The following is a 19,520-nucleotide window of genomic DNA, read 5'->3' as shown; positions in this document are numbered from 1 at the left end:
TCTCACCAGAACCAAGTTGTTGGGGTTGTGCCCCGCCCCCCCCCCCCGGGGGGGGTGGGGGGGCCCCCCCCCCCCCCCCGCCACATTGGGGCGCATGAGACGACCCTCTGCGCGTTCGACCCCGCTCGACACGCGTTGCTCCTGGTAGCCGGCGACAAGGCCGGAAACTGGAGGCCGACAAGCTCGCCATCGACCGTGAGGCCGGTCGGGACGTCGAGGCCGCCCGCGCCTCCGCACGCGAGGCCACCGAGGCTTACGTGCTCGGGTTTCGCCTGGCTCAGCTTCGCGAGGACGCCGGCATCGGCCAAACCGAGCTCGCCCGTCGGATGGGGGTCAGCCGGCCGCGGATCAGCCGGCTCGAACAGGGTGACCCCGGGCAGAGGGAGCTGGACACTCTCCGCCGCTACATCACGGCTCTCGGCGGCCGGATGCGTGTGGCCGCCGATTTCGAAGATCGCGACGTCACCGTTTCGGCTGTGGAGCGCGGCTCTGCCTGACCGAAGCCGTACCCCTCGCCCGTGAGACGATGCTCGCGGGCTCGGGGAGGGAACCGCTTTGGACGTGCTGTCGATCGACTTCGGGACTTCCAGCACCGTGGGGGTGCTCTCCGCCTTCGGCCGGGGACCGAGGGCCATCGAGGTCGACGGGTCCGTCACCATGTCCTCCGCCGTCTACGTCAACGATGACGGGATGCTCGTCGTCGGGCAGGATGCCGAACGGCGGGCGCGGCTTGATCCCAGCCGGTTCGAACCCCATCCCAAACGGCGGATCGACGAGGGTGTCCTCCAGCTGGGCGAGACCACCGTCGCGATCCCCGACGCCTTCGCCGCCGTGCTGCGGCGGGTCGGCGAGGAGGCCGAACGGCAGCTCGGCCGGCCGCCCGCGCAGACGCGGATTTCGCACCCCGCCGGCTGGGGTGCCGACCGGCAGGACGTGCTCCGGACCGCCGCCGTCAAGGCCGGGTTCGGTGATGTGCGGCTGATTCCCGAGCCGGTGGCCGCCGCCGCGCACTATGCCAGTCTCGGGAGCCGGACCAGTGGACCCATCGGTGTCTACGATCTCGGGGCCGGCACCTTCGACTGCGCTGTCGTCGGCGTGACGCAGCAGGGTTTCGCCGTGCTCGCCGAGGATGGCCTGCCCGACCTCGGCAGCCTCGACATCGACCAGGCGCTGCTCGTGCACATCGGCCGCGAAGTGTCGCACGCCGATCCGGCGCAGTGGCAACGTCTTCTGCGGCCGCAGACCACCGCCGACCGTCGCGCGCGCCGGGCCCTGCTGCAGGATGTCCGCGACGCCAAGGAAAGCCTGTCGCGGCACGCCCAGACCCACGTGCCGATGCCCGAACCCTTCGGGGACGTCCTCGTCACCCGGGACGAGCTCGAAGCCCTCGTGCGGCCCAGCCTGCTGCGCAGCGCCGAACTGCTCGGCGCGACCATCCGCCGTGCCGGGCTGAGTCCCGCGCAGCTCGGCGGTGTCTACCTCGTCGGCGGGCCGAGCCGGATGCCGCTGCTCGCCACCCTGCTCGGACGGCAGCTCGGCGTCACCCCCACCACGCAGGACCAGCCCGAGACGGCCGTCGCGTTCGGGCTCCACCACGTGCCTTTGGGCACCAGCGACCTCACCGTGCCCGCGTTCGCGCCCGTCCGACCACCCGTGACGCCGCCGCGGCCGCAAGCGTGGCAGCAACCAGCCCAGCAGTACGCACCGCAGCCGCAACCGAAACCGGAGCAGCGCAAGAAGCTCAAGCCGTGGCTCGTCGGGCTCGCGGTGCTCGCCGTCGTCGTCGCGATCGCGGTGCCCGTCGTCGTCCTCGTGACCAAGAACGAATCCGCCGCTGAGTCCACAGTGGACTGCACGTCGACAGCGGAGCGTGACCGCGCCGGGTTCACCCCCTGCCTGCGCTCGCTGGCCGGTACCGTCCCGGACCGCGCCACCTGCCAGGCCGCCGACGGCGTGGGCAAGCTGCTGCACGCCCAAGCGGCGGTCACCTGCGGATTCAAGGACGGCCGAAAGGACTACGTCAGCTACTACCAGGGCGTGACGATCGACGACATCGAGGCGAGCGTGCACCTGCAGCCAGGCGGCAACGGCGCCGTGAGCGGGACCTGGGACGGCGGCGGGCTGCACGGCCGGTACGTCGCCGGTCTCGGTACTGTCGCCGGGATCGTGCTCTTCGGCGTGGACGGCCGCCGGGCGGCCGGGCTCTACCTCTCGCATGACGCCCGCCGCACCGAGGACCTCGTCGCCGTCTTCACCGGCCAGCTCAAGCCGGCCTGACGCCTCTCACCAGGCCGGCTGGAACCGCATCCCCTTGTCGTACCAGTCGTCGTCGCCCGGCGGGCCGGACGGCGGTGCGGCGGCCGGGGCGTCCGAAGACCGGTCCTTCAGCACCTTGCCGTCCTGCTCCGCGCGCGGAGCCGCGGGGACCGCCGGAGGATCATCCGGCGCGGGCTCGTACTGCACCCGCCAGCGCAGCCGGTCCATCAGGTAGCCGCCGCTGCCCAGCGGCGCCAGCAGCTGCCCGGTCCGCTTCGCCGACTCGCGCTGAGCCTCGATGTACGTCCGGAGGACGGTGTCCGCGATCTCGGACGGCGACATCTCCGAGACGGCGTCGGTCAGCCGCAGCCGGGTCAGCACGCCGTCGGTGTTGACCGAGAGCGAAACCGCGCCGTCGGCGGACGTCGCCGTCGCCGACAGCGCGGACAGCTCGGCCAGCAAAGCGTCGCGGTCCGGTTTGGCCGGGCGATCAGCCATTCATCCGCTCCAGGTGGCCGTCGTCGCGCGAAACCCGCCCGTCGGGCGCGATGTCGACGTCCGCGTCCCGGACGTTCTTCTCGGTCTGCCGCGAGGTGTGGTCGGTTTCGAAGTTCGACGGGTCGAAGCTCGAGCCCGGGCTGACGTCCGGCGGGTCGGGGATCTTCGGCAGGTCGACGGCTTCGTCGCCGATGCGGTTCGCCAGCGTTTGGGCGGCGTCGGCGGCGCCGTCGCGGATCTTGCCCGCGCTGTCGAGGAAGCTCTGGTACAGGTCGAACGCATTGTCGCCGGTGATCTCGGCCTGGTTCGCCACCGCCGCGGTGATCGCGCCGCCGGCGGCGTTGCCGGCCACCAGCGCGCCGTTGGCCATCGTGAAGACCGCGGCGCCCGCCCCGGCGGCGACCCCGGCGCTGGCCACGGTGAGCAGCCCGGCGACCGCGCCGGCGAACGTCGCCGCGAGCACTTTCGAAAACGCGGCTTCCCGCTTGCGGGACTGGTCTTCCTTGAACTTCTTCGCCGTCTCCAGGAAGGTCGTGCCGAGGTTGCTCAGGTCCTGCCGGGCCGACGCGATGGCCTCGCGCGCCGCCACGATGTCGCTCTCCAGCACGGTGATCTTGGTTTCGACCTCGGTGAACGCGTCGGCCAGCTGGTTCAGGTAGGCCTTGACGGCGTTCGCCGCGGAGCCGCGCCACTCGTCGAGGAACTGCCGGGCGTCGTCGAGCTTCGGCTTCGAGTCGCGCTGCAGCTGCTTCCAGACGGCGTCGTGCTTCATGATCAGGTGCTGCAGCCCGGAGGCCGACTCGTGGTCGATGTCGGCGTCGGAGAACTCGCGGTAGATGGCGGCGACCTCGTCCTGCATCTTCCGGACGTTCTCGTTGGAATCGTCGAAGCCGAACAGGAAGACGTCCGTCAGCCGCAGCACGTCGATGGCGTCCAGCGCGTCGTTCGCGCCGTCCTTCAGGTCGTCGGAGATGCCTTCGAGGAGTTCGGCGCGGCGGTCGTCCCCGCTGGACATCGGTTCGGCGTCGAGGCCGGTGTCGAAGTAGCCGTCCACGTCCTCAGTTCCCTTCCAGGCCGGCGGCCGCGCGGTTGACGCGCTGCTTCGAGTCCGCGTCGGCCTGTTCGTACAGCTCGGCGACCCGCATCAGCGCGTGGCTCGTGTCGGCGGTGGTCTGGTGCAGCCGCGCGACCAGCTTCTGGATCTTCGCCAGGTGGTCGTTGTAGGCCGCCGCGACGGCCGGCATGCCCAGCGAGCGGCCGAACGCGTTGTCCACGGGGAACATGCTGCCGAGGATGCCGCCGCCGGCGGGCGAGACCGGGACGTCGGTGCCGCGCAGGCCGTTCGACGCGGTTTCCGCGGCGTCGGCCGCGCCCTGGAGGGCTCCGGCCGAATCCCGCAGGTCCTGCAGGTCGGTCTCGAATCCGATCATCACTCACCTCTTCGTAGGCTGCGCAGTCCGGACATGAAAACATCGTTCGATCGGCCGACAGGCTGGTTTGCCGGCGGTGTGCCCCAGATCACGAGCGGACCGCCGTACCGCCTCTCGTCAATGCTCCGCGCCCGCGCTGACCGGCAGATCCTCGGTGACCGCCGATGCCGTGTCCGCCAAGGCTTCCAGCGCGTCGGCGATCTTCTCGACACTCAGGGACGGCGCCTGCTTGCCGGCGGCCGCGACCTGTTCCGGGCTGAACGGGACGTGCACGAACCCGCCGCGCACACCGGGGAAGTCCGTGGCCAGCAGGTGCATCAGGCCGTAGAAGACCTGGTTGCACACGTACGTCCCGGCGGTGTGGGAGACCGACGCCGGCACGCCCGCGGCGCGGATCGCCGCCGTGCAGGCCTTCACCGGCAACGTCGTGAAGTAGGCAGCCGGGCCGTCCGGGACCACCGGGACGTCCACCGGCTGGGCGCCCGCGTTGTCGGGGATGCGGGCGTCGATCAGGTTGATCGCGACGCGCTCCGGCGTCACGTCGAAGCGGCCGCCCGCCTGGCCGACGCAGACCACCAGCGACGGCCGGTGCGCTTCGAGTGCCCCGCGCAACGCGGGCAGCGACGCGGCGAACTCGCACGGCAGCTCGACTGCGGCGACGTCGTCGCGCCGCGCGCCCACCAGCGAGACCGCTTGCCACGACGGGTTCACCGACTCGCCGCCGAACGGCGCGAACCCCGTCATCAGCACCTTGGCCATCACACCTCCCGCTACGCCATGAGGGGCACCCTCATGGACCTAAAGTCCATCAGGGTGCCCCTCGTGGCAAGAGGTCAGGCGGCCGGCTTCAGGCCACCCGGGAAGAGGTACTGGTCAGCGGGCTTGCCGGTGCCGTACACCCACGCGTCGAAGAAGCCCTTGAGGCTCCGGTGCGCGACGAGCTCGGTGTAGCACTGGAACTCCTGCATGCTCCCGTTCCCGCCCCGGTGCAGCGACGGCCACGTCTTCAGCACGAAGTCGAACGCCGGCTGCCCGATGTAGTTGCGCAGCGCGTGCAGCATCAGCGGGCCCTTCGAGTACACGGACGTGAACTCCTTGCCCGGGCCCATGTCGTACAGCTTGCCGTTCCAGAACGCCGCCGGCCTCTTCTTGACCTCGTCGGCGTACTGCTTGTTCAGGTCGGCGCCCTCCTTCGCCTCGTCCCACAGCCACTCGGCGTAGGAGGCGAAGCACTCGTTGAGGCAGACGTCCTTCCAGTGCTCGACCGCCACCGAGTCGCCGTACCACTGGTGGGCGTTCTCGTGGACGATCACCGGGACGACCCCGGCCCAGCCGCCGGAGTAGATCGGGCGGCTCATCGTCTCCAGCGAGAACCCGATCTGCGCGTTGAGGAAGATGCCGCCCGCCGCGTCGACCGGGTACTTGCCGAACTTGGACTCGAGGAAGTCGAGGATCTCCGGCAGCCGGGCTTCGGCCTGCTTGGCCGAATCGGGCACGCCGGGGGCGAACGCGCTGACGATCGGGGTGCCGTCCTTGCGCTTCTGGCGGTCGAAGGTCCACTTGTCGATCGCGACCGTCGTCATGTACGGCACGATCGGCGTCTCTTCGGCCCAGACGTGCGTGGTGCCGCCGGGTGCCTTGACCGACGGCTTCTCGCGGCCGTTGGCGATCACGCCCCACTCGTCCGGCACGGTGATCGCCAGGTGGAACGTGGCCTTGTCCAGCGGCGTGTCGTTGACCGGGTACCAGGTGGTCGCCGACTTCGGCTCGCCGGCGACGAAGGTCGCGCCGCCCGGCGTGTACTGCCAGCCGTTCGGGCCGAGCAGCGGGTCCTGGATCGGCGCGGGCACGCCGTGGTAGGCGATCTCGACCGCGAAGTTCTGGCCGCGCCACAGCGCCCGCGACGGCGTGATGACCAGCTCGTGGTCCCCGGTCCGGCTGAACTTCGCGTCCCGGCCGTCGACCTTGACCGAATCGACGGTCAGGCCGTGCAGGTCGAGGTCGAACGAGCTGAGCGACTGGGTCGCCCGCGCCGAGATGTCCTGGACGCCGGTGAGCTGGTGCGACGCGGGGTCGTAGCCGACCTTGAGGTTGTAGTCGGCGACGTCGTACCCGCCGTTGCCGTCCTGCGGGTAGTAGCTGTCACCGGCCCCGTCGCTGCCGGGCCGTGCCGGGCCCCAGCCGTCACCCGCCGCGGCGACGCCGGCGCCGAGGCAGAGACTGGCGACGACGGCGGCCGCGACCACGACCGGTTTCTGTCCCCTCATGAACGCTCCTGTCCGTATCGGATGGACCTCGGTCCGCAACGTATCGCCACGAACGGATGATTCGGCGGGGCAAGTCTGATTTGTCCGGATAATCAGCACTTCCGTCGGCCCGAACCGGCATGGTCGGGCAGTCTGGAAAGCTGGACGCATGCGCATTGCGCTACTGGGGCCGCTGCGGGCGGCGGAAGACGACGGCACGCCGATCGACATCGGCGGCGCCCGCCTCCGCATGCTCTTGGCCAGGCTCGCCCTGGACGCGGGGCGTGCGGTCCCGGCCGACACGCTCGTCGACGGGCTCTGGGGTGGCGAACCGCCGTCCGACGCGGCCAATGCCCTGCAGTCGCTGGTGTCCCGGTTGCGGAAAGCGCTCCCGGTGGCCGTCGAATCCGGCCCGGGCGGCTACCGGCTCGCGCTGACGGCCGACGACGTCGACGCCGAGCGGTTCGAACGGCTCGCCGCCGACGGCCGCCGTGAGCTCGCCGCGGGCCGGGACGCGCACGCGGCGGAGCTGCTCACCGAGGCTCTCGCGCTTTGGCAGGGCGACGCGCTCGCCGACGTCCTCGACGCGCCGTTCGCGGCCGCGCCCGCCCGGCGGCTCGCCGGGCTGCGGGCGGAGGCCGCCGAAGACCGGTTCGACGCCCTGATCCGGCTGGGTGAGCACGCCGCCGTCCTGGCCGACCTGACGGCCGCGGCCGACGCCGACCCGCTGCGCGAACGGCTGGCCGGGCTGCGGATGCGCGCGCTCTGCGCGGCCGGGCGGCAGCCGGAGGCGCTGGCCGTCTACGCGGCGCTCCGCCGCACGCTGGCCGACCAGCTCGGTGTCGACCCGTCGGCCGAGCTGCAGGAGATCCACGTCGCCGCGCTGCGCGGGGAGCTCGCGCCGCCGTCACCGGTCGCGGACCGGCTGCCGACACGGCTGACCACGTTCGTCGGCCGCGACGACGAGCTCAAGCTGCTGGCGGAACTGCTCGGCGGCGCCCGGCTGGTCACCTTGACCGGGCCGGGCGGGGCGGGCAAGACCCGGCTGGCCGCCGAGGCGGCGTCGCGGCACCCGGCGCACCAGCGGGGCCGGGTCTGGTTCGCCGCCCTGGCCGGCGTGCGCGACCCCGACGACGTCGGCGGCGCGCTGCTGGGCGCACTCGAGGTCCGCGAGATCCGCACCGAGACCGACGTCCACCGGCGCCAGGCGGACCCGGTGGAACAGGCGGTCGAGGTGCTCGGCGGCGCGGAAGCGCTGCTGGTGCTGGACAACTGCGAGCACGTCGTCGACGCGGCCGCGCGGCTGGCCGACGAACTGCTGCACCGGGCGCCGCGGCTGCGGATCCTGGCCACCAGCCGCGAGCCGCTGGCCATCACCGGCGAAGCGCTCTGCCCGCTCGGCCCGTTGCCGGTGCCCGCGGAACGCGCCGCGCCCGCGGAGGCCGCCGAGCTCGACTCGACCCGGCTGTTCCTCGACCGGGCGGCGGCGGTCCGTCCCGACTTCGTGCTCGACGAGTCCACTGTGGACCAGGTTGGGGAGATCTGCCGCCGGCTCGACGGGATGCCGCTGGCGCTGGAGCTGGCCGCGGCGCGGTTGCGCTCGATGACCGTGGCCCAGATCGCCGGGCGCCTCGGCGACCGGTTCCGGCTGCTCACTTCGGGCAGCCGCACGGCCCTGCCGCGCCAGCGGACGCTGCGCGCGGTGGTCGAGTGGAGCTGGGACCTGCTGACCGAGCCGGAACTGGTGCTGGCCCGGCGGCTCGCGGTGTTCGCGGGCGGCGCCGAGCTGGAGTCGGTCGAGGCCGTGTGCGCCGACGAGCTGCTGCCCGCCGCCGACGTGCCGTACGTGCTCGGCAGCCTGGTCGAGAAGTCCATTGTGGACACTGTGGGCGGCACTGACGGCGAGCCGCGGTACCGGATGCTCGAAACGCTGCGGGCCTACGCCACCGAGCGGCTGGCCGAGTCGGGCGAGCACGACCGGATGCGCCGCGCGGTGGCGTCGTACTACGCCGAGCTCGCGCAACGGCTGGAACCGACGTTGCGCACCGGCGAGCAGCTGCGGGCGATCGACCAGTACGAGACCGAGAGCGCGAACATGATCGCGGCCCTGCGCGGCTCGATCGAGATGTCCGATGTGGACAACGCGGTCGCGTTGCTGGACGGGATGTTCTGGTACCTCACCGTGCTCGGCCAGGGCAGCCGCGTCGGCGGGCTGATCCGCGAGGCCCTCGCGTTCGGCGACCGGTTGCCGCCCGCGGTCGCGGCCGCCTACCGGGCGCTGCTCTACCTCATGGACGAGATCCCGGTGCGCTCGGAGCGCGCCGAGATCCTCGAGCTGGTCGACGACTGCGTGCGCAGCGACGCGGTGACCCGGTACCCCGGGCTCGCGGTGGCCCTGCCGATGCTGGCCTTCCTCGGCGGTGACCGCGAGGTGGCCGTCCGGGAGGTGCGCCGGGCCGAGCAGCACCCGGACCCGTGGACCCGGGCCGGCGGGCACTGGGTGGACAGCTTCCTGCTCGAAGACCTGGGCGACGTCGAGGGGGCCGACCGGGCACGCGATCTCGCCCACGCCGGGTTCGCGGCGGTCGGCGACCGCTGGGGCATCGCGATGACGTTGAGCTTCAAGGCGAACGCGTTGTCCCAGGACGGCGAAAGCGCCAAGGCCATCGAGATCTTCCAGGAGGGCCTGGCGCTTTCGATGGAGCTGCGCTCGCACGAGGACGCCGTGCAGCACTGGTGGCGGCTGGCCGTCGAGCGGGCCCGCACCGGGGACATCGAGGGCGCCTGGCGCGACCAGGAGGCCGCGGAACGCTACGGCGAAAACATCACGAACCTGCAGCACCGGGCCATCCTGATGTTCGGGCGGCTCGAGCTGCTGCTGCGCACGGGTGAGCTGGCCGGAGCGCGGGCGCTGCTCGACCGCGTCAAGGCGCTGGGCGGCGACGACTGGTTCCCCGGCGGCATCGGCGACGAGTTCATCCACGTCTTCGAGGCGCGGATCCTGCTGCTCCAGGGCCGCGCCGAAGAAGCGGAGGGCCACCTCGCCGTCGCGATCCAGGCGACGAACCGGCGTGGTGACATGCCGGACATGGCCGGCGCGGTGGAACTGCTGGCGATGGTCCGCGCGCGGCAGGGCCGCTACGAGACGGCCGCGCGGGTGGTCGCCGCCTCCGCCGTCGTCCGCGGCCGGCTGGACCGCGGCAGTCCCGAGCTGCGCGAACTGATCGCCGAGTTGCGCGAAGCCCTGCCGGACTACGACGAGATCTACGAACAGGCGTGTCAGGTGTCCAAAAAGGACACGGTCGCCTGGTTGCTGGACGGCGCGAGCTGAAAGGGACGTCCGCCCCCGCGAACGTCCCTTTCAGCTTTCCCCTGGCGCGGTTCACCCCCGTGCGTCCGCGCCCCTCAGACCCGCCGGCGGTACGCCCACGTCGCCAGCGGGAAGAACACGACCACCGCACCGGCCATCCAGGCCAGCGCCCCGGCCAGCGGCCCGGCGACGGCACCGCCGTTCATCAGGCCGCGCAGCGCGTTCGCCATCAGGCTGACCGGGCTGATGTCCGCCCACGCCCGCAGCCAGCCCGGCATGGTGTTCGTCTGGACGAACACGTTGCTGCCGAACGTCAGCGGCATGATGAAGACGAACATCAGCGCCTGCGCCGAGCCCGGCGTCTTCATCAGCATGCCGACGAACACCGAGCCCCAGCAGAAGCTCAGCCCGAACGCCAGCGCGAGCAGAATCGCCACGGCGAACTCGCCGGGGCTGGTCGCGATCCGGTAGCCCATGACCGTCGCCACGATCATCAGGACGGTCAGGCACACGACATAGCGCACGACGTCGGCGAGCACCGCGCCGATCAGCGGTGCCGAGCGGGCGATCGGCATGCTGCGGAACCGGTCGAACACGCCCTTGGTGACGTCGGTGTTGAGCTGCACGCCGACGGTCAAGCACGCCTGCAGGATGTTCATCACGATGATGCCGGGCACGACCATCTGCAGGTAGGCGTCGGTCGAACCGGACAGCGCGCCGCCGAACAGGTAGACGAAGATCACCAGGAAGACGATCGGCATCAGGGTGACGTCGGCGAGCTGTTCGGGGTTCTTGCGGATCTTCAGGATGCCGCGCCACGCCAGCGAAAGCGCGTGCTGGAACCCCTTACCGGGGCTGATGTGCCGCGGCGGGGCCGGGCGGTCGAGGGCCAGCGTCGTCATGCCAGGCTCCCTTCGAGGGTCTTGTCCTCAACGGACTGTTCGGCGGTGTGCCCGGTGAGGGCGAGGAACACCTCGTCGAGGCTGGGCAGCCGCAGCGCCAGCTCGTCCGCGGTGATCCCGGCTTCGTCCAGCTTGCGGACCAGAGTGGACAGCAGGACCGGGTCGTCGACCGGCGCGGTGAGCAACCCGGTCGCGTCGTCGCGGACCGGCCGGACGCCGGACAGGTCGCCGAGGATCCGGTGGACGGCGTCCATGTCGGACAGCTGGGTCGGCCGCACCTGCAGCGTCTGCCCGCCGACGCGGCGCTTCAGCTCGTCGGCGCGGCCGTCGGCGACGACCCGGCCGTGGTCGAACACGGTGATCTTGTCGGCCAGCTGGTCGGCCTCCTCCAGGTACTGCGTGGTCAGCAGCACCGTGGCGCCCTCGGCGACGAGGCCGCGGACGACGTCCCAGACCTCGTTGCGGGCGTGCGGGTCGAGCCCGGTGGTCGGCTCGTCGAGGTAGAGCACCTCGGGCCGGCCGACGAGGCTCGCGCCCAGGTCGAGCCGCCGCCGCATGCCGCCCGAGTACGTCCGGATCGGCCGCTTGGCGGCCTTGGTCAGCTCGAACCGCTCGATCAGCTCGGTGGCCCGCGCCTTCGCGGCTGCCCGGGAGTAGCCGTACAGCCGGCCGATCAGGACGAGGTTCTCGATGCCGTTGAGGTCCTCGTCGACCGACGCGTACTGCCCGGTCAGCCCGATCAGGCTGCGGACCCGCACCGGGTCGGCGACCACGTCGTAGCCTCCGACCGTGGCTCTGCCGGCGTCCGGTTTCATCAGGGTCGCCAGGATCCGGACGGCGGTCGTCTTGCCCGCGCCGTTCGGCCCGAGCACCCCCACGACCTGGCCGAACGGGACCTCGAGGTCCACCCCGTCCAGCGCCTTGGTCTCCCCGAACTGCTTGACCAGGCCCTCGGCCTGGATCGCGTGCGACATGGGCGTCCTCCTTCGCTGTCGCCTTCGAGGGACACTGTGGACGGCGGCGCTGGTAAGCCACGCACAGCGGACTGGCAGGCGCTGGCAGCCGCTGGTGGAGATCTTGTGGAGGAGTTGTCGCCGCCGGGGCCGCCGGGGGCCGGGCTCGGCATACTCGGCAGCATGGTGCTTGCGGAAGAGACGCGGTCGCGGCGGAAGAAACCGCTGGTCACGGCCCTGCTGGTGGCTCCGGTGGTGCTGCTGGGCGCGTGGGTCGCGCTGCGCCTGATCGGCTTCGACGGCGACTGGTACACGATCGTCGTGCTGTCGCTGACGCCGTATGCGACGGCCGCCGGTGTCCTCGCCGGTGTCCTCGCCCTGGCTCTGCGGCGGTGGTGGACCGGCGGGGTCGCGCTGGTGCTGGCGATCGTCCTCGCCGTTCTCGTGGTCCCGCGGCTGTCGGCGGCCGAGCAACGCGAGGTGCACGGCAAGACCCTGCGGATACTCGCCTCGAACCTGCTCTACGGCCGGGCGGACCCCAAGGCCGTCGTCGACCTGGTGCGCGAGCAGCGGATCGACGTGCTGAACCTCGTCGAGATGACACCCCGCGCGGTCGACGGGCTGGCCGCGGCCGGGCTGTTCCAGACGCTGCCGTACCGGGTGCTGCACCCGGCGCCCGGCGCGTTCGGCTCGGGGATCGTGTCGCGGTTCCCGCTGAAGGAGATCAACCTGACCGGAGATTCGGCGGCCAAGCAGCCGGGTGCCCAGGCCGACCTCGGCGACGGCGTGGTGGCCGAGATCGTCGCCGTCCACCCGGTCTCCCCGGACGTCGACACCCCGCAGTGGGAGCGCGAGATGAAGGACCTGTCCCGCGCGGCGGGCGAGCACGGCCTGCGCATCCTGGCGGGCGACTTCAACGCGACGCTGGACCACGCGGCGTTCCGGACCGTGCTGTCCCGCGGCTACAACGACGCGGCGGAGGAACGCGGCGAGGCGCTGGTGCCGACGTGGCCCGCGGACCACACGCCGGTGGTGACGATCGACCACGTGGTGGTGGACAACCGGGCGGCGGTGCTGGACTACCGGGTCTTCGACGTCCCGGGCAGCGACCACCGGGCGGTTTTCGCCGAAGTGCGCCTGCCGTGAACGAGTTCCTGGCAGGCTGACCGGCATGCGAAGACTCGTGCCGTTGTTGCTGGTCCTGCTCGTCGCCGGCTGCGGCCAGAAGCCCGCCGCTTCTTCGGGGACCGGCGACGGCCCGAAAAGCGCGCTCGGCTTCACCGCGCACGCCGGGGCGGTGCAGTTCCCGGCCGACGGCGACTGGGTGGCGTCGAACGTCGGGCTGAAGACGCTGGTCCCGGTGGGCGGCTGCGTGCTCGGCCTCGGCAACTATTCGAACGGCTACCGCGAGGTCAACGCGAACTGGACCGGCGACGCGGGCTGCGAGAAGCTGAAGATCGATCCGGCGCCGGGCAGCGGCGGCCCCGGTCCGGAAGTCGTGCGCGCGGGGAACGGATGGCGTGGCGGCGGGCTGCCCGCCGTGGGGGCGGTGCCGGGGCCGGACGGCTCGGTGCTCGGCGTCTCCACGAAGTTCACCCGCCGGGACGCCGACGGCACGGTCACCCCACTCGCCGAGCTGCGTGGTCAGCGCGACCCGAGGGCGCTGGCGCGGTCGGGCGGCAACCTGGTGGCCGTCGGGACGGCGTTCCTCGACGGGCAGACGACCCGGCCGGTCGCCTGGGTGTCGGACGACGAAGGCAAGTCCGAACGCACGGTGGTCATGCCGGTCGCCCCGGGGGTGGACGGCGCGAACGGTCCCTGGTCGGTGGCGGCGAACGGCTCCGAGCTGGTCGCGGCCGGGTATTCGAACCCGCGGCTGCAGATCTGGGCGTCCCACGACGGCGGCGGCAGCTGGTCGGTGTCGGAACTCTCGACGCCATCGGACCAGACGCTGGTGTACGGGATCCTGCCGGTCGGCGGGGAGTGGCTGCTCTACGGGGAAGTCTCGAACGGGTCTTCGCAGAAACCGTTCGTGGTCACCGGCAAGCCGGGCGCATGGTCCACTGTGGACGCTCCAGGGCCGGGCGGCGTCGTGACGGGCGCGCTCGACGCGCACGGCAACCCGGTGCTGGCCGCCCGGACCTTCGAACCGCAGCGGCCGAACGAAAACACCCGCTTCTGCTCGTCGGTGCTGGTGCGGGCAGGGCAGGGCTGGCAACGTGGCGAGCTGGGGTGCGGCGAGTCGCCGGTGCACGCGGCCGCGACCCTGGCCGACGGCCGGGTGCTCATCGCCGGGAACCGGGATCTCTGGCTGCGAGCAGGGTCCTGAGCGTTTCCAGCGCCCCGGCCGCGATCGACACCCCGCGGCCGTGGCGGATCTCCGGCTCCCGCGGGTTGACGCGGATCAACGCGCCGGTCGCCGCGCTCGCGAGTTCGGCGTACCGGCGGACCGTCGGGACGGCCTGACCCGCGCCCAGTTCCACCACCACGAGGTCGCGCGCGGTCCGGCGCCACGCCGTCAGCTCGTCCAGCTGGGCCTGGCTGCGGTCCGGGACCCAGGAGAAGTCGCCGAACATCAGGATGTTGGGCCGCGCGAGCCCGCCGCAGCGGGGGCACGACGGCAGCGGCGGCACCGCGCGCATGGTCTCTTCGTCGACCACGACGTCCATGTCGGCGGGCCAGATCTCGGACGTGCAGCCGTCGAGGCACTGCAGGTGGTGGATCGAGCCGTGCGCCTCGGCGACGAACTCGAAGCCCGCCGCCTGGAACTGACCGTCCACATTGGACGTGAACACGCGGGCGCCGCCGGGGGTGCGCGAGCCGAACGACCGCAGCAGCCGGAAACCTTCGTGCGGCACGGTCTTGCGGTACAGCTCCAGCCGGTGCCCGTAGAAACCCCAGGCCAGCTCGGGGTCCTCGGCGAAGTGCCGCGGGTCGGCGAGCTCCTCGAACCGCAGCCCGAGCCGGGCGTACGGCGGATACGCGCGCCAGAACCCTTCCCCGCCGCGGAAATCGGGCAGGCCGGAGTCGACGCCCATCCCGGCGCCGGCGCAGATCAGGAGTGCGCCGGCGCCGTCCAGGAGCTCCGCGGCCCGAGCGAGGTCACTCACCCGGCTTCGAGCCGAGGACGACCTCGAACTCCAGCAGGTTCGCCCCGGTGGAGACGGGCTTGGCCCGCTCGCCCGAGTGCGCCGCCGCGGCCGGGCCGCCCTTCGCCCACGCCTGGTAGTGCTCCTCGGTCTCCCACTTCGTGTACACGAAGTAGCGCGTCTCGCCGGAAACCGGGCGCAGCAGCTCGAAGCCGAGGAAGCCCGGCTGCTCGTCGACCGCGTGCATGCGGGCGGCGAAGCGCTTCTCCAGCTCGGGCCCGGCGCCTTCGGGGACCTCGATGGCGTTGATCTTCACGACACTCATGACCCCAGACTAGTGTCGCGCGTCGCAGTTGTTCGACGTCCGGGACGAGCGCCCCAATGTGGCGTTGGTTGCGTTCGACGCACCGAACGCCACATTGGGTGCGTCAGACGCACCGAACGCCACATTGGGGCGCTTCACGGCCCGCTGCCGGCGAACCTCGGGCGCGAAACCGTTGGCCGCCGGGTGTGATCCGTGCCACTGTGGTGGCATGGGGAGTGCGGAGCGCGAACTCGCGGCAGACCTCGCCCGGATCGTGCGGGCCACCGCCGACCAGGTCGACGGCGGCGGGGGCAACGAACTGATCGAGCGCGTGACCGGCCACCTGGGCGCACCGCTGCCCGAGGTCGTGGTCGTGACCCGCAACTGGCCGATGTGGGAGCACGCCAACATCCAGCGCGGCGTCGACGCCTACCTCGCCGAGCACGGCACGGCCGTGGGCTGGTTCGGCATCGCGGGCGGCCAGCGCACGCACGAAGACCTGATCGGGATGCTCGCCACCGCACGCAGGCAGGGGATGTACGACCTCGGCTCGGTGGACTACACGACCACGGCGACCGGTCCGGACGACGCGACCGAGGCGGTGCAGCTCGGGCTCGTCGGCACGCACGCCCCGGACGGCGACCCGGTGCTGCTCGCCATCCGCGGCGCGACGCCGCAGTGGGGGCTCGAGCACTGCCGGCTGGAGGTCCTGGCGACGTCGCGGGTGACCGCCACCGAAGTACGCGACCGCGTCGAGCGGCTGATGGCCGAGCACGACCTCCTGCGGGGGCAGGTGCTGGCCTTCGGCACGAGCGAGCACCGCGGCAACGAGCTGCTCACGTTCCTCCCGCGCCCGGCACTGACCGGCGAGGAGGTCGTGTTGCCGGACGGCGTGCTCGACGCGATCGAGCGGCACACGGTCGGCATCGCGGAACACGGCGAGCGGCTGCTGGCGGCGGGGCAGCACCTCAAGCGCGGGCTGCTGCTGCACGGCCTGCCCGGCACCGGCAAGACGCACACGGTCCGCTACCTGATGGGCCGCCTGCCGGGCACCACGGTGATCATCCTGTCCGGCACGGCGATGCGGTTCATCGGCAAGGCCGCGGAGCTGGCGCGGCGGCTGCAGCCGAGCGTGGTGGTGCTGGAGGACGTCGACCTGATCGCACAGGACCGCAGCTACGGGCCGATGGTCCAGCCACTGCTGTTCACGCTCCTCGACGCGATGGACGGCGTGGGCGGCGACGCGGACGTGACGTTCCTGCTCACCACCAACCGGGCCGGCGAGCTGGAGAAGGCCCTCGCGGACCGCCCGGGCCGCGTCGACCTGGCCGTCGAGATCCCGCTCCCGGACGCGGCCGGGCGTGAAGCACTGCTGCGCCTGTACGCGCGGGGCCTGACGCTGACGGCGGACCTCGGGCCGGTCGTCGAGGCGACGGCGGGGATGACGGCGTCGTTCGCGAAGGAGCTGCTGCGCCGCGCGTCGCTGCTGGCGCTGGGTGCGCGCCCGCACGAGGACGTCGTCGTCGGGGACGAGGAGCTGATGGCGGCGTTGCGGGAGATGCAGGACGCGCGGAGTGCGCTGACGCGGTCCTTGCTGGGCAGCTCAGCTGCGCAGTGAGCCGGGGCCTCGCTCCCGGAATGAGGTGGCGTGCCCCGAAGTTCTTCGGCGACACTACCTGGATGTCGAGCGCGGACAACACTTGGTCACCGGCGGACAATCCGTATGCGATTGCCGTTTCGGAGGCGCTGTGGCGGAAAAGCTGCAGCAAACGGCTTTGAGGAACTTGAAGATGGGCCAGGCTGTGATCGCCGAACTCGGCCGTGCCCGGGCACAGTTCGACAAAGCCGTTCCCGATCTTCAGCAGATGCGGAACGGTCTGCTGCACTTCGACCAGTGGGTCCTCGGGTCGGGAGAAGGGCCGCAGAAGAAAGAAGTCAGGGCCGGTACGGATCGAAGGACCGTAGCGAGCAGGTACTCGCGTTTCGGCTATGACCCGAACAAGGACGAAATCGAATTCGGGCCGTACTCCTTCCAGGTGGCCGCCGCGCTCGAAGCCGCAAGGGATCTCTCTCGCGCCATTGCCCACGCTGCGCGAGCAGTCGACCTGCGTGCGGCCGATGAATTGCGGACTCGGACAGTCAAGGCAATGGCTGCCTCAGGTCTCACGACACGGGGGACTGTCCGTGTGTCCCCCGGTGCAACTGTCGTCCTCGCGAGAGCCGCAAAGCGGCAACCCGGACGCGCGCTTGCGAGATGGGGAGGCTCTGTACGTCGAGTCGAGCAGCTCAGCTGCGCAGTGAGCCGGGGAACAGGTCTGCGTCGGCGGGCAGTGCCGTGCCGCGGAACCAGGCGTCGAAGAACGACCGCAGGTTCTTGCCGCTGATCCGTGTCGCCATCGCCTCGAAGGCCGGCCAGGTCGCGTTGCCGTGGCGGTAGCGCGACGGCCATTCGTGCAGCAGGCGGTCGAACGCCGGGTCGCCGATCTGGCGGCGCAGTGCGTGCAGCGCCAGGATGCCCTTGTTGTAGACGCCCTCGAACTCGTGGCCCTGGCCCATGCCGACCAGCTTCTGCGCCCAGAAGTCGGTGCTGCCGTGGGTGATTTCGATCGCCGCGCGGTAGCGGTCGTCGAGGTTCTGGCCCTCGCGCTCGGCCCACAGCCACTGCGCGTACGACGCGAAACACTCGTTCAGGCAGATGTCGGACCAGTTCTCGAGCGATACCGAGTCGCCGAACCACTGGTGGGCGTTCTCGTGCACCAGCGTCGGCAGGTCGGCCCACTTCGCGTACGTCGGCCGCGTCTGCGTCTCGAGTGAGAAGGGGACGTTCTCGTCCAGGAAGATCCCGCCGGCCGCCGACTGCGGGTACGGCCCGAACTTGCCGCTGAGGAAGCCGATCACCTCCGGCAGCCGGCCGCCGATCGCGCTGCGGGCCTCGGCGCCCGGCGCGTACGCCGAGACCACCGGCGTCCCGTCCGGCAATGTCGACCTGTCGACTTGGAACTTGCCGATCGCGATGGTCGTCAGGTAGCTCGCGACCGGGTTCGGCTCGGTCCAGGTGCCCGGCGGCCCCTCGCGGCCGTTCGAGATGACCGTCCAGCCCGGCGGGACGTGCGCGGTGAGCGTGAAGGTCGCCTTGTCTCGCGGGGTTTCGTTCACCGGGTACCAGAACGCCGCCGAGTGCGGCTCGCCGACCATGTAGGCGCCGCCGTCGGCCGAGTGCTGCCAGCCGTTCTCGCTGCCGCCGTCGTGCGGGGTCTTCGCCGGGTCGCCGCCGTACCTCACCCGCGTGCGGAACGTCGTCCCGGCGCGGATCGGCTCCGGCGGCGTGACGACCAGCTCGAACTCCTTTTCGCGGGTGAACCGCGCCGGCTTGCCGTCGACCTCGACGCCGTGCACGTCCAGGCCGCGCAGGTCGAGGTCGAACCGGCTGAGGTCCTGGGTGGCCTTCGCGGTGACCGTCGTGTCGCCGTCGAGGTGCCCGCTCGGCGGGTCGTAGGTCACGCCCACCTGGTAGCCGAGCGCGTCGTAACCGCCGTTGCCGTCGTCCGGGTAGTACGGGTCGCCGGCACCCGCGGCCCCCGGAGCCGGGTGCATCGGGGGTGGCGGAGGCGCCGCGGTGACGGCGTCACCCCCGCAGGCCGCGGCGACGATCACCGCGGCGAAGACGGCGAGGGCGGTGAGTCGGCGGCGCATACGACCACCATAGGTTATCGAAAGCGATCACTTCGTCACGTTCCGCACCAGGGAAGATGTGGTTAGGTGGCCGCGTGCTCTGTTTCGGCGGCAGCGGTGTGCCGATCGTCCTGCTGCACGGCCTGATGGGCCGGGCGCGGACCTGGTGGCGGGTCGCGGAGTGGCTCAGGCCCTACGGCGCGGTGTACGGCCTCGACGCGCGCGGCCACGGCAACGCGCCGCGCGTCGGGCCGTGGACGACAGAGCGCTTCGCCGACGACGTCGCCGAAGCGCTGCGGACCCTCGACGCCGGTCCCGCCGTGCTCATCGGGCACTCGATGGGCGGCCTGCACGCCTGGGCGACCGCGGCGCGCCATCCGGAGCTGGTGCGCGCGGTCGTGTCCGAGGACTTCGCGCCGGACCAGCGCGGCCGGACCGTCGAAACCTGGCGGGGGTACTTCGAGAGCTGGCCGGTCCCGTTCAAGTCGCTGGACCACGTGCGGGAGTTCTTCGGCGACGCGGGCGAGTATTTCGCGGACTGCGTCGAGGAGCGCGAGGACGGCTTCCACCTGGTCGCCGACCTCGAGGACCTGTACGTCATCGCCGCCGAGTGGGGCCGCCGGGACTTCTGGTCCATTGTGGACGGAATCCGCTGTCCGCTGCTGCTGGTCGAGGGCGAGCACACGGCCATGCCGCCCGGTCAGCAGGCGCTCGTCGCCGACCGCGTCCCGGGGGCGAAGCACCTGGTCGTCCCGGGCTCGGCCCACCTGCCCCACGACGAAGCCCCGGAGGCCTACCGAGGCGCCGTCGAGGCCTTCCTCTCCCAGGTCCTGGCGCGCTGAGGCCGTGCGTGAGCAGAA

General features: G+C 71.7%; 17 protein-coding genes. 7 read left to right on the top strand and 10 right to left on the bottom strand.

The window, feature by feature from the left end; translation table 11 throughout:
* Positions 1-107 precede the first annotated feature (107 nt).
* Both AB0G28_RS39805 and AB0G28_RS39800 read left to right on the top strand, forming a co-directional pair.
* The gene (locus AB0G28_RS39805; protein ID WP_361102016.1) at positions 108-497 is read left to right on the top strand and encodes a helix-turn-helix transcriptional regulator; all 390 of its coding nucleotides are present in this window, start codon (positions 108-110) and stop codon (positions 495-497) included.
* Positions 498-555: 58 nt separating this feature from the next.
* The gene (locus AB0G28_RS39800) at positions 556-2,277 is read left to right on the top strand and encodes an Hsp70 family protein (RefSeq protein WP_361102011.1); all 1,722 of its coding nucleotides are present in this window, start codon (positions 556-558) and stop codon (positions 2,275-2,277) included.
* A 6-nt stretch (positions 2,278-2,283) separates the two neighbouring features.
* Here the strand turns inward: AB0G28_RS39800 and AB0G28_RS39795 are convergent, their stop codons facing one another.
* From AB0G28_RS39795 to AB0G28_RS39775, 5 genes are all read right to left on the bottom strand, one after another.
* Positions 2,284-2,754 (bottom strand): YbaB/EbfC family nucleoid-associated protein, encoded by a 471-nt coding sequence (locus AB0G28_RS39795; protein WP_361102008.1) that lies wholly within the window; start codon positions 2,752-2,754, stop codon positions 2,284-2,286.
* Positions 2,747-3,808, bottom strand: a complete 1,062-nt coding sequence (locus AB0G28_RS39790; protein WP_361102005.1) for a hypothetical protein — start codon at positions 3,806-3,808, stop codon at positions 2,747-2,749. Before AB0G28_RS39790 ends, AB0G28_RS39795 begins: the two co-directional genes overlap by 8 nt.
* A gap of 4 nt (positions 3,809-3,812) precedes the next feature.
* Positions 3,813-4,184: a hypothetical protein gene (locus AB0G28_RS39785; protein WP_361102002.1), complete on the bottom strand. Its 372-nt coding sequence runs from the start codon at positions 4,182-4,184 to the stop codon at positions 3,813-3,815.
* A gap of 117 nt (positions 4,185-4,301) precedes the next feature.
* The gene (pcp, locus tag AB0G28_RS39780; RefSeq protein ID WP_361101999.1) at positions 4,302-4,943 is read right to left on the bottom strand and encodes a pyroglutamyl-peptidase I; all 642 of its coding nucleotides are present in this window, start codon (positions 4,941-4,943) and stop codon (positions 4,302-4,304) included.
* A gap of 74 nt (positions 4,944-5,017) precedes the next feature.
* On the bottom strand, positions 5,018-6,451 hold the full coding sequence (locus AB0G28_RS39775) for a M1 family metallopeptidase (RefSeq protein WP_361101995.1): 1,434 nt from the start codon (positions 6,449-6,451) through the stop codon (positions 5,018-5,020).
* A gap of 148 nt (positions 6,452-6,599) precedes the next feature.
* Between AB0G28_RS39775 and AB0G28_RS39770 the strand changes: the two genes are divergently transcribed.
* Positions 6,600-9,761, top strand: coding sequence for a BTAD domain-containing putative transcriptional regulator (locus AB0G28_RS39770; RefSeq protein WP_361101992.1), 3,162 nt, complete (start codon positions 6,600-6,602; stop codon positions 9,759-9,761).
* A 74-nt stretch (positions 9,762-9,835) separates the two neighbouring features.
* Here the strand turns inward: AB0G28_RS39770 and AB0G28_RS39765 are convergent, their stop codons facing one another.
* Both AB0G28_RS39765 and AB0G28_RS39760 read right to left on the bottom strand, forming a co-directional pair.
* The gene (locus tag AB0G28_RS39765; RefSeq protein WP_361101989.1) at positions 9,836-10,642 is read right to left on the bottom strand and encodes an ABC transporter permease; all 807 of its coding nucleotides are present in this window, start codon (positions 10,640-10,642) and stop codon (positions 9,836-9,838) included.
* Positions 10,639-11,616 carry an ATP-binding cassette domain-containing protein gene (locus AB0G28_RS39760; RefSeq protein ID WP_361101986.1) on the bottom strand — a complete coding sequence of 326 codons (978 nt, stop codon included), beginning with the start codon at positions 11,614-11,616 and terminating at the stop codon, positions 10,639-10,641. Before AB0G28_RS39760 ends, AB0G28_RS39765 begins: the two co-directional genes overlap by 4 nt.
* Positions 11,617-11,721: 105 nt before the next feature.
* Here AB0G28_RS39760 and AB0G28_RS39755 point away from each other — a divergent pair, with 105 nt between their 5' ends.
* Positions 11,722-12,741, top strand: a complete 1,020-nt coding sequence (locus AB0G28_RS39755; protein WP_361101983.1) for an endonuclease/exonuclease/phosphatase family protein — start codon at positions 11,722-11,724, stop codon at positions 12,739-12,741.
* Between the two features lie 25 nt (positions 12,742-12,766).
* Complete coding sequence (locus tag AB0G28_RS39750; protein ID WP_361101980.1) at positions 12,767-13,924, top strand: hypothetical protein; 1,158 nt, start codon at positions 12,767-12,769, stop codon at positions 13,922-13,924.
* Here the strand turns inward: AB0G28_RS39750 and AB0G28_RS39745 are convergent.
* Both AB0G28_RS39745 and AB0G28_RS39740 read right to left on the bottom strand, forming a co-directional pair.
* Positions 13,881-14,705 carry a Sir2 family NAD-dependent protein deacetylase gene (locus AB0G28_RS39745; protein ID WP_361101978.1) on the bottom strand — a complete coding sequence of 275 codons (825 nt, stop codon included), beginning with the start codon at positions 14,703-14,705 and terminating at the stop codon, positions 13,881-13,883. The genes AB0G28_RS39750 and AB0G28_RS39745 overlap by 44 nt on opposite strands.
* Complete coding sequence (locus AB0G28_RS39740) at positions 14,698-15,009, bottom strand: antibiotic biosynthesis monooxygenase (RefSeq protein ID WP_020641917.1); 312 nt, start codon at positions 15,007-15,009, stop codon at positions 14,698-14,700. The genes AB0G28_RS39745 and AB0G28_RS39740 overlap by 8 nt, the downstream gene beginning before the upstream one ends.
* A gap of 208 nt (positions 15,010-15,217) precedes the next feature.
* Between AB0G28_RS39740 and AB0G28_RS39735 the strand changes: the two genes are divergently transcribed.
* Positions 15,218-16,606: an ATP-binding protein gene (locus AB0G28_RS39735; protein WP_361101975.1), complete on the top strand. Its 1,389-nt coding sequence runs from the start codon at positions 15,218-15,220 to the stop codon at positions 16,604-16,606.
* A 668-nt stretch (positions 16,607-17,274) separates the two neighbouring features.
* Here AB0G28_RS39735 and AB0G28_RS39730 read toward each other — a convergent pair.
* Positions 17,275-18,681, bottom strand: a complete 1,407-nt coding sequence (locus AB0G28_RS39730; RefSeq protein ID WP_361101972.1) for a M1 family metallopeptidase — start codon at positions 18,679-18,681, stop codon at positions 17,275-17,277.
* Between the two features lie 74 nt (positions 18,682-18,755).
* Here AB0G28_RS39730 and AB0G28_RS39725 point away from each other — a divergent pair, with 74 nt between their 5' ends.
* Complete coding sequence (locus AB0G28_RS39725) at positions 18,756-19,502, top strand: alpha/beta hydrolase (RefSeq protein ID WP_361101969.1); 747 nt, start codon at positions 18,756-18,758, stop codon at positions 19,500-19,502.
* Positions 19,503-19,520: the final 18 nt, after the last annotated feature.

Source organism: Amycolatopsis sp. NPDC021455, from assembly GCF_040640995.1.
In the GTDB taxonomy this organism is placed as follows: Bacteria; Actinomycetota; Actinomycetes; order Mycobacteriales; family Pseudonocardiaceae; genus Amycolatopsis.
Note: the sequence above shows the minus strand (reverse complement) of the source record. Positions and strands in the feature narration are given on the sequence as shown.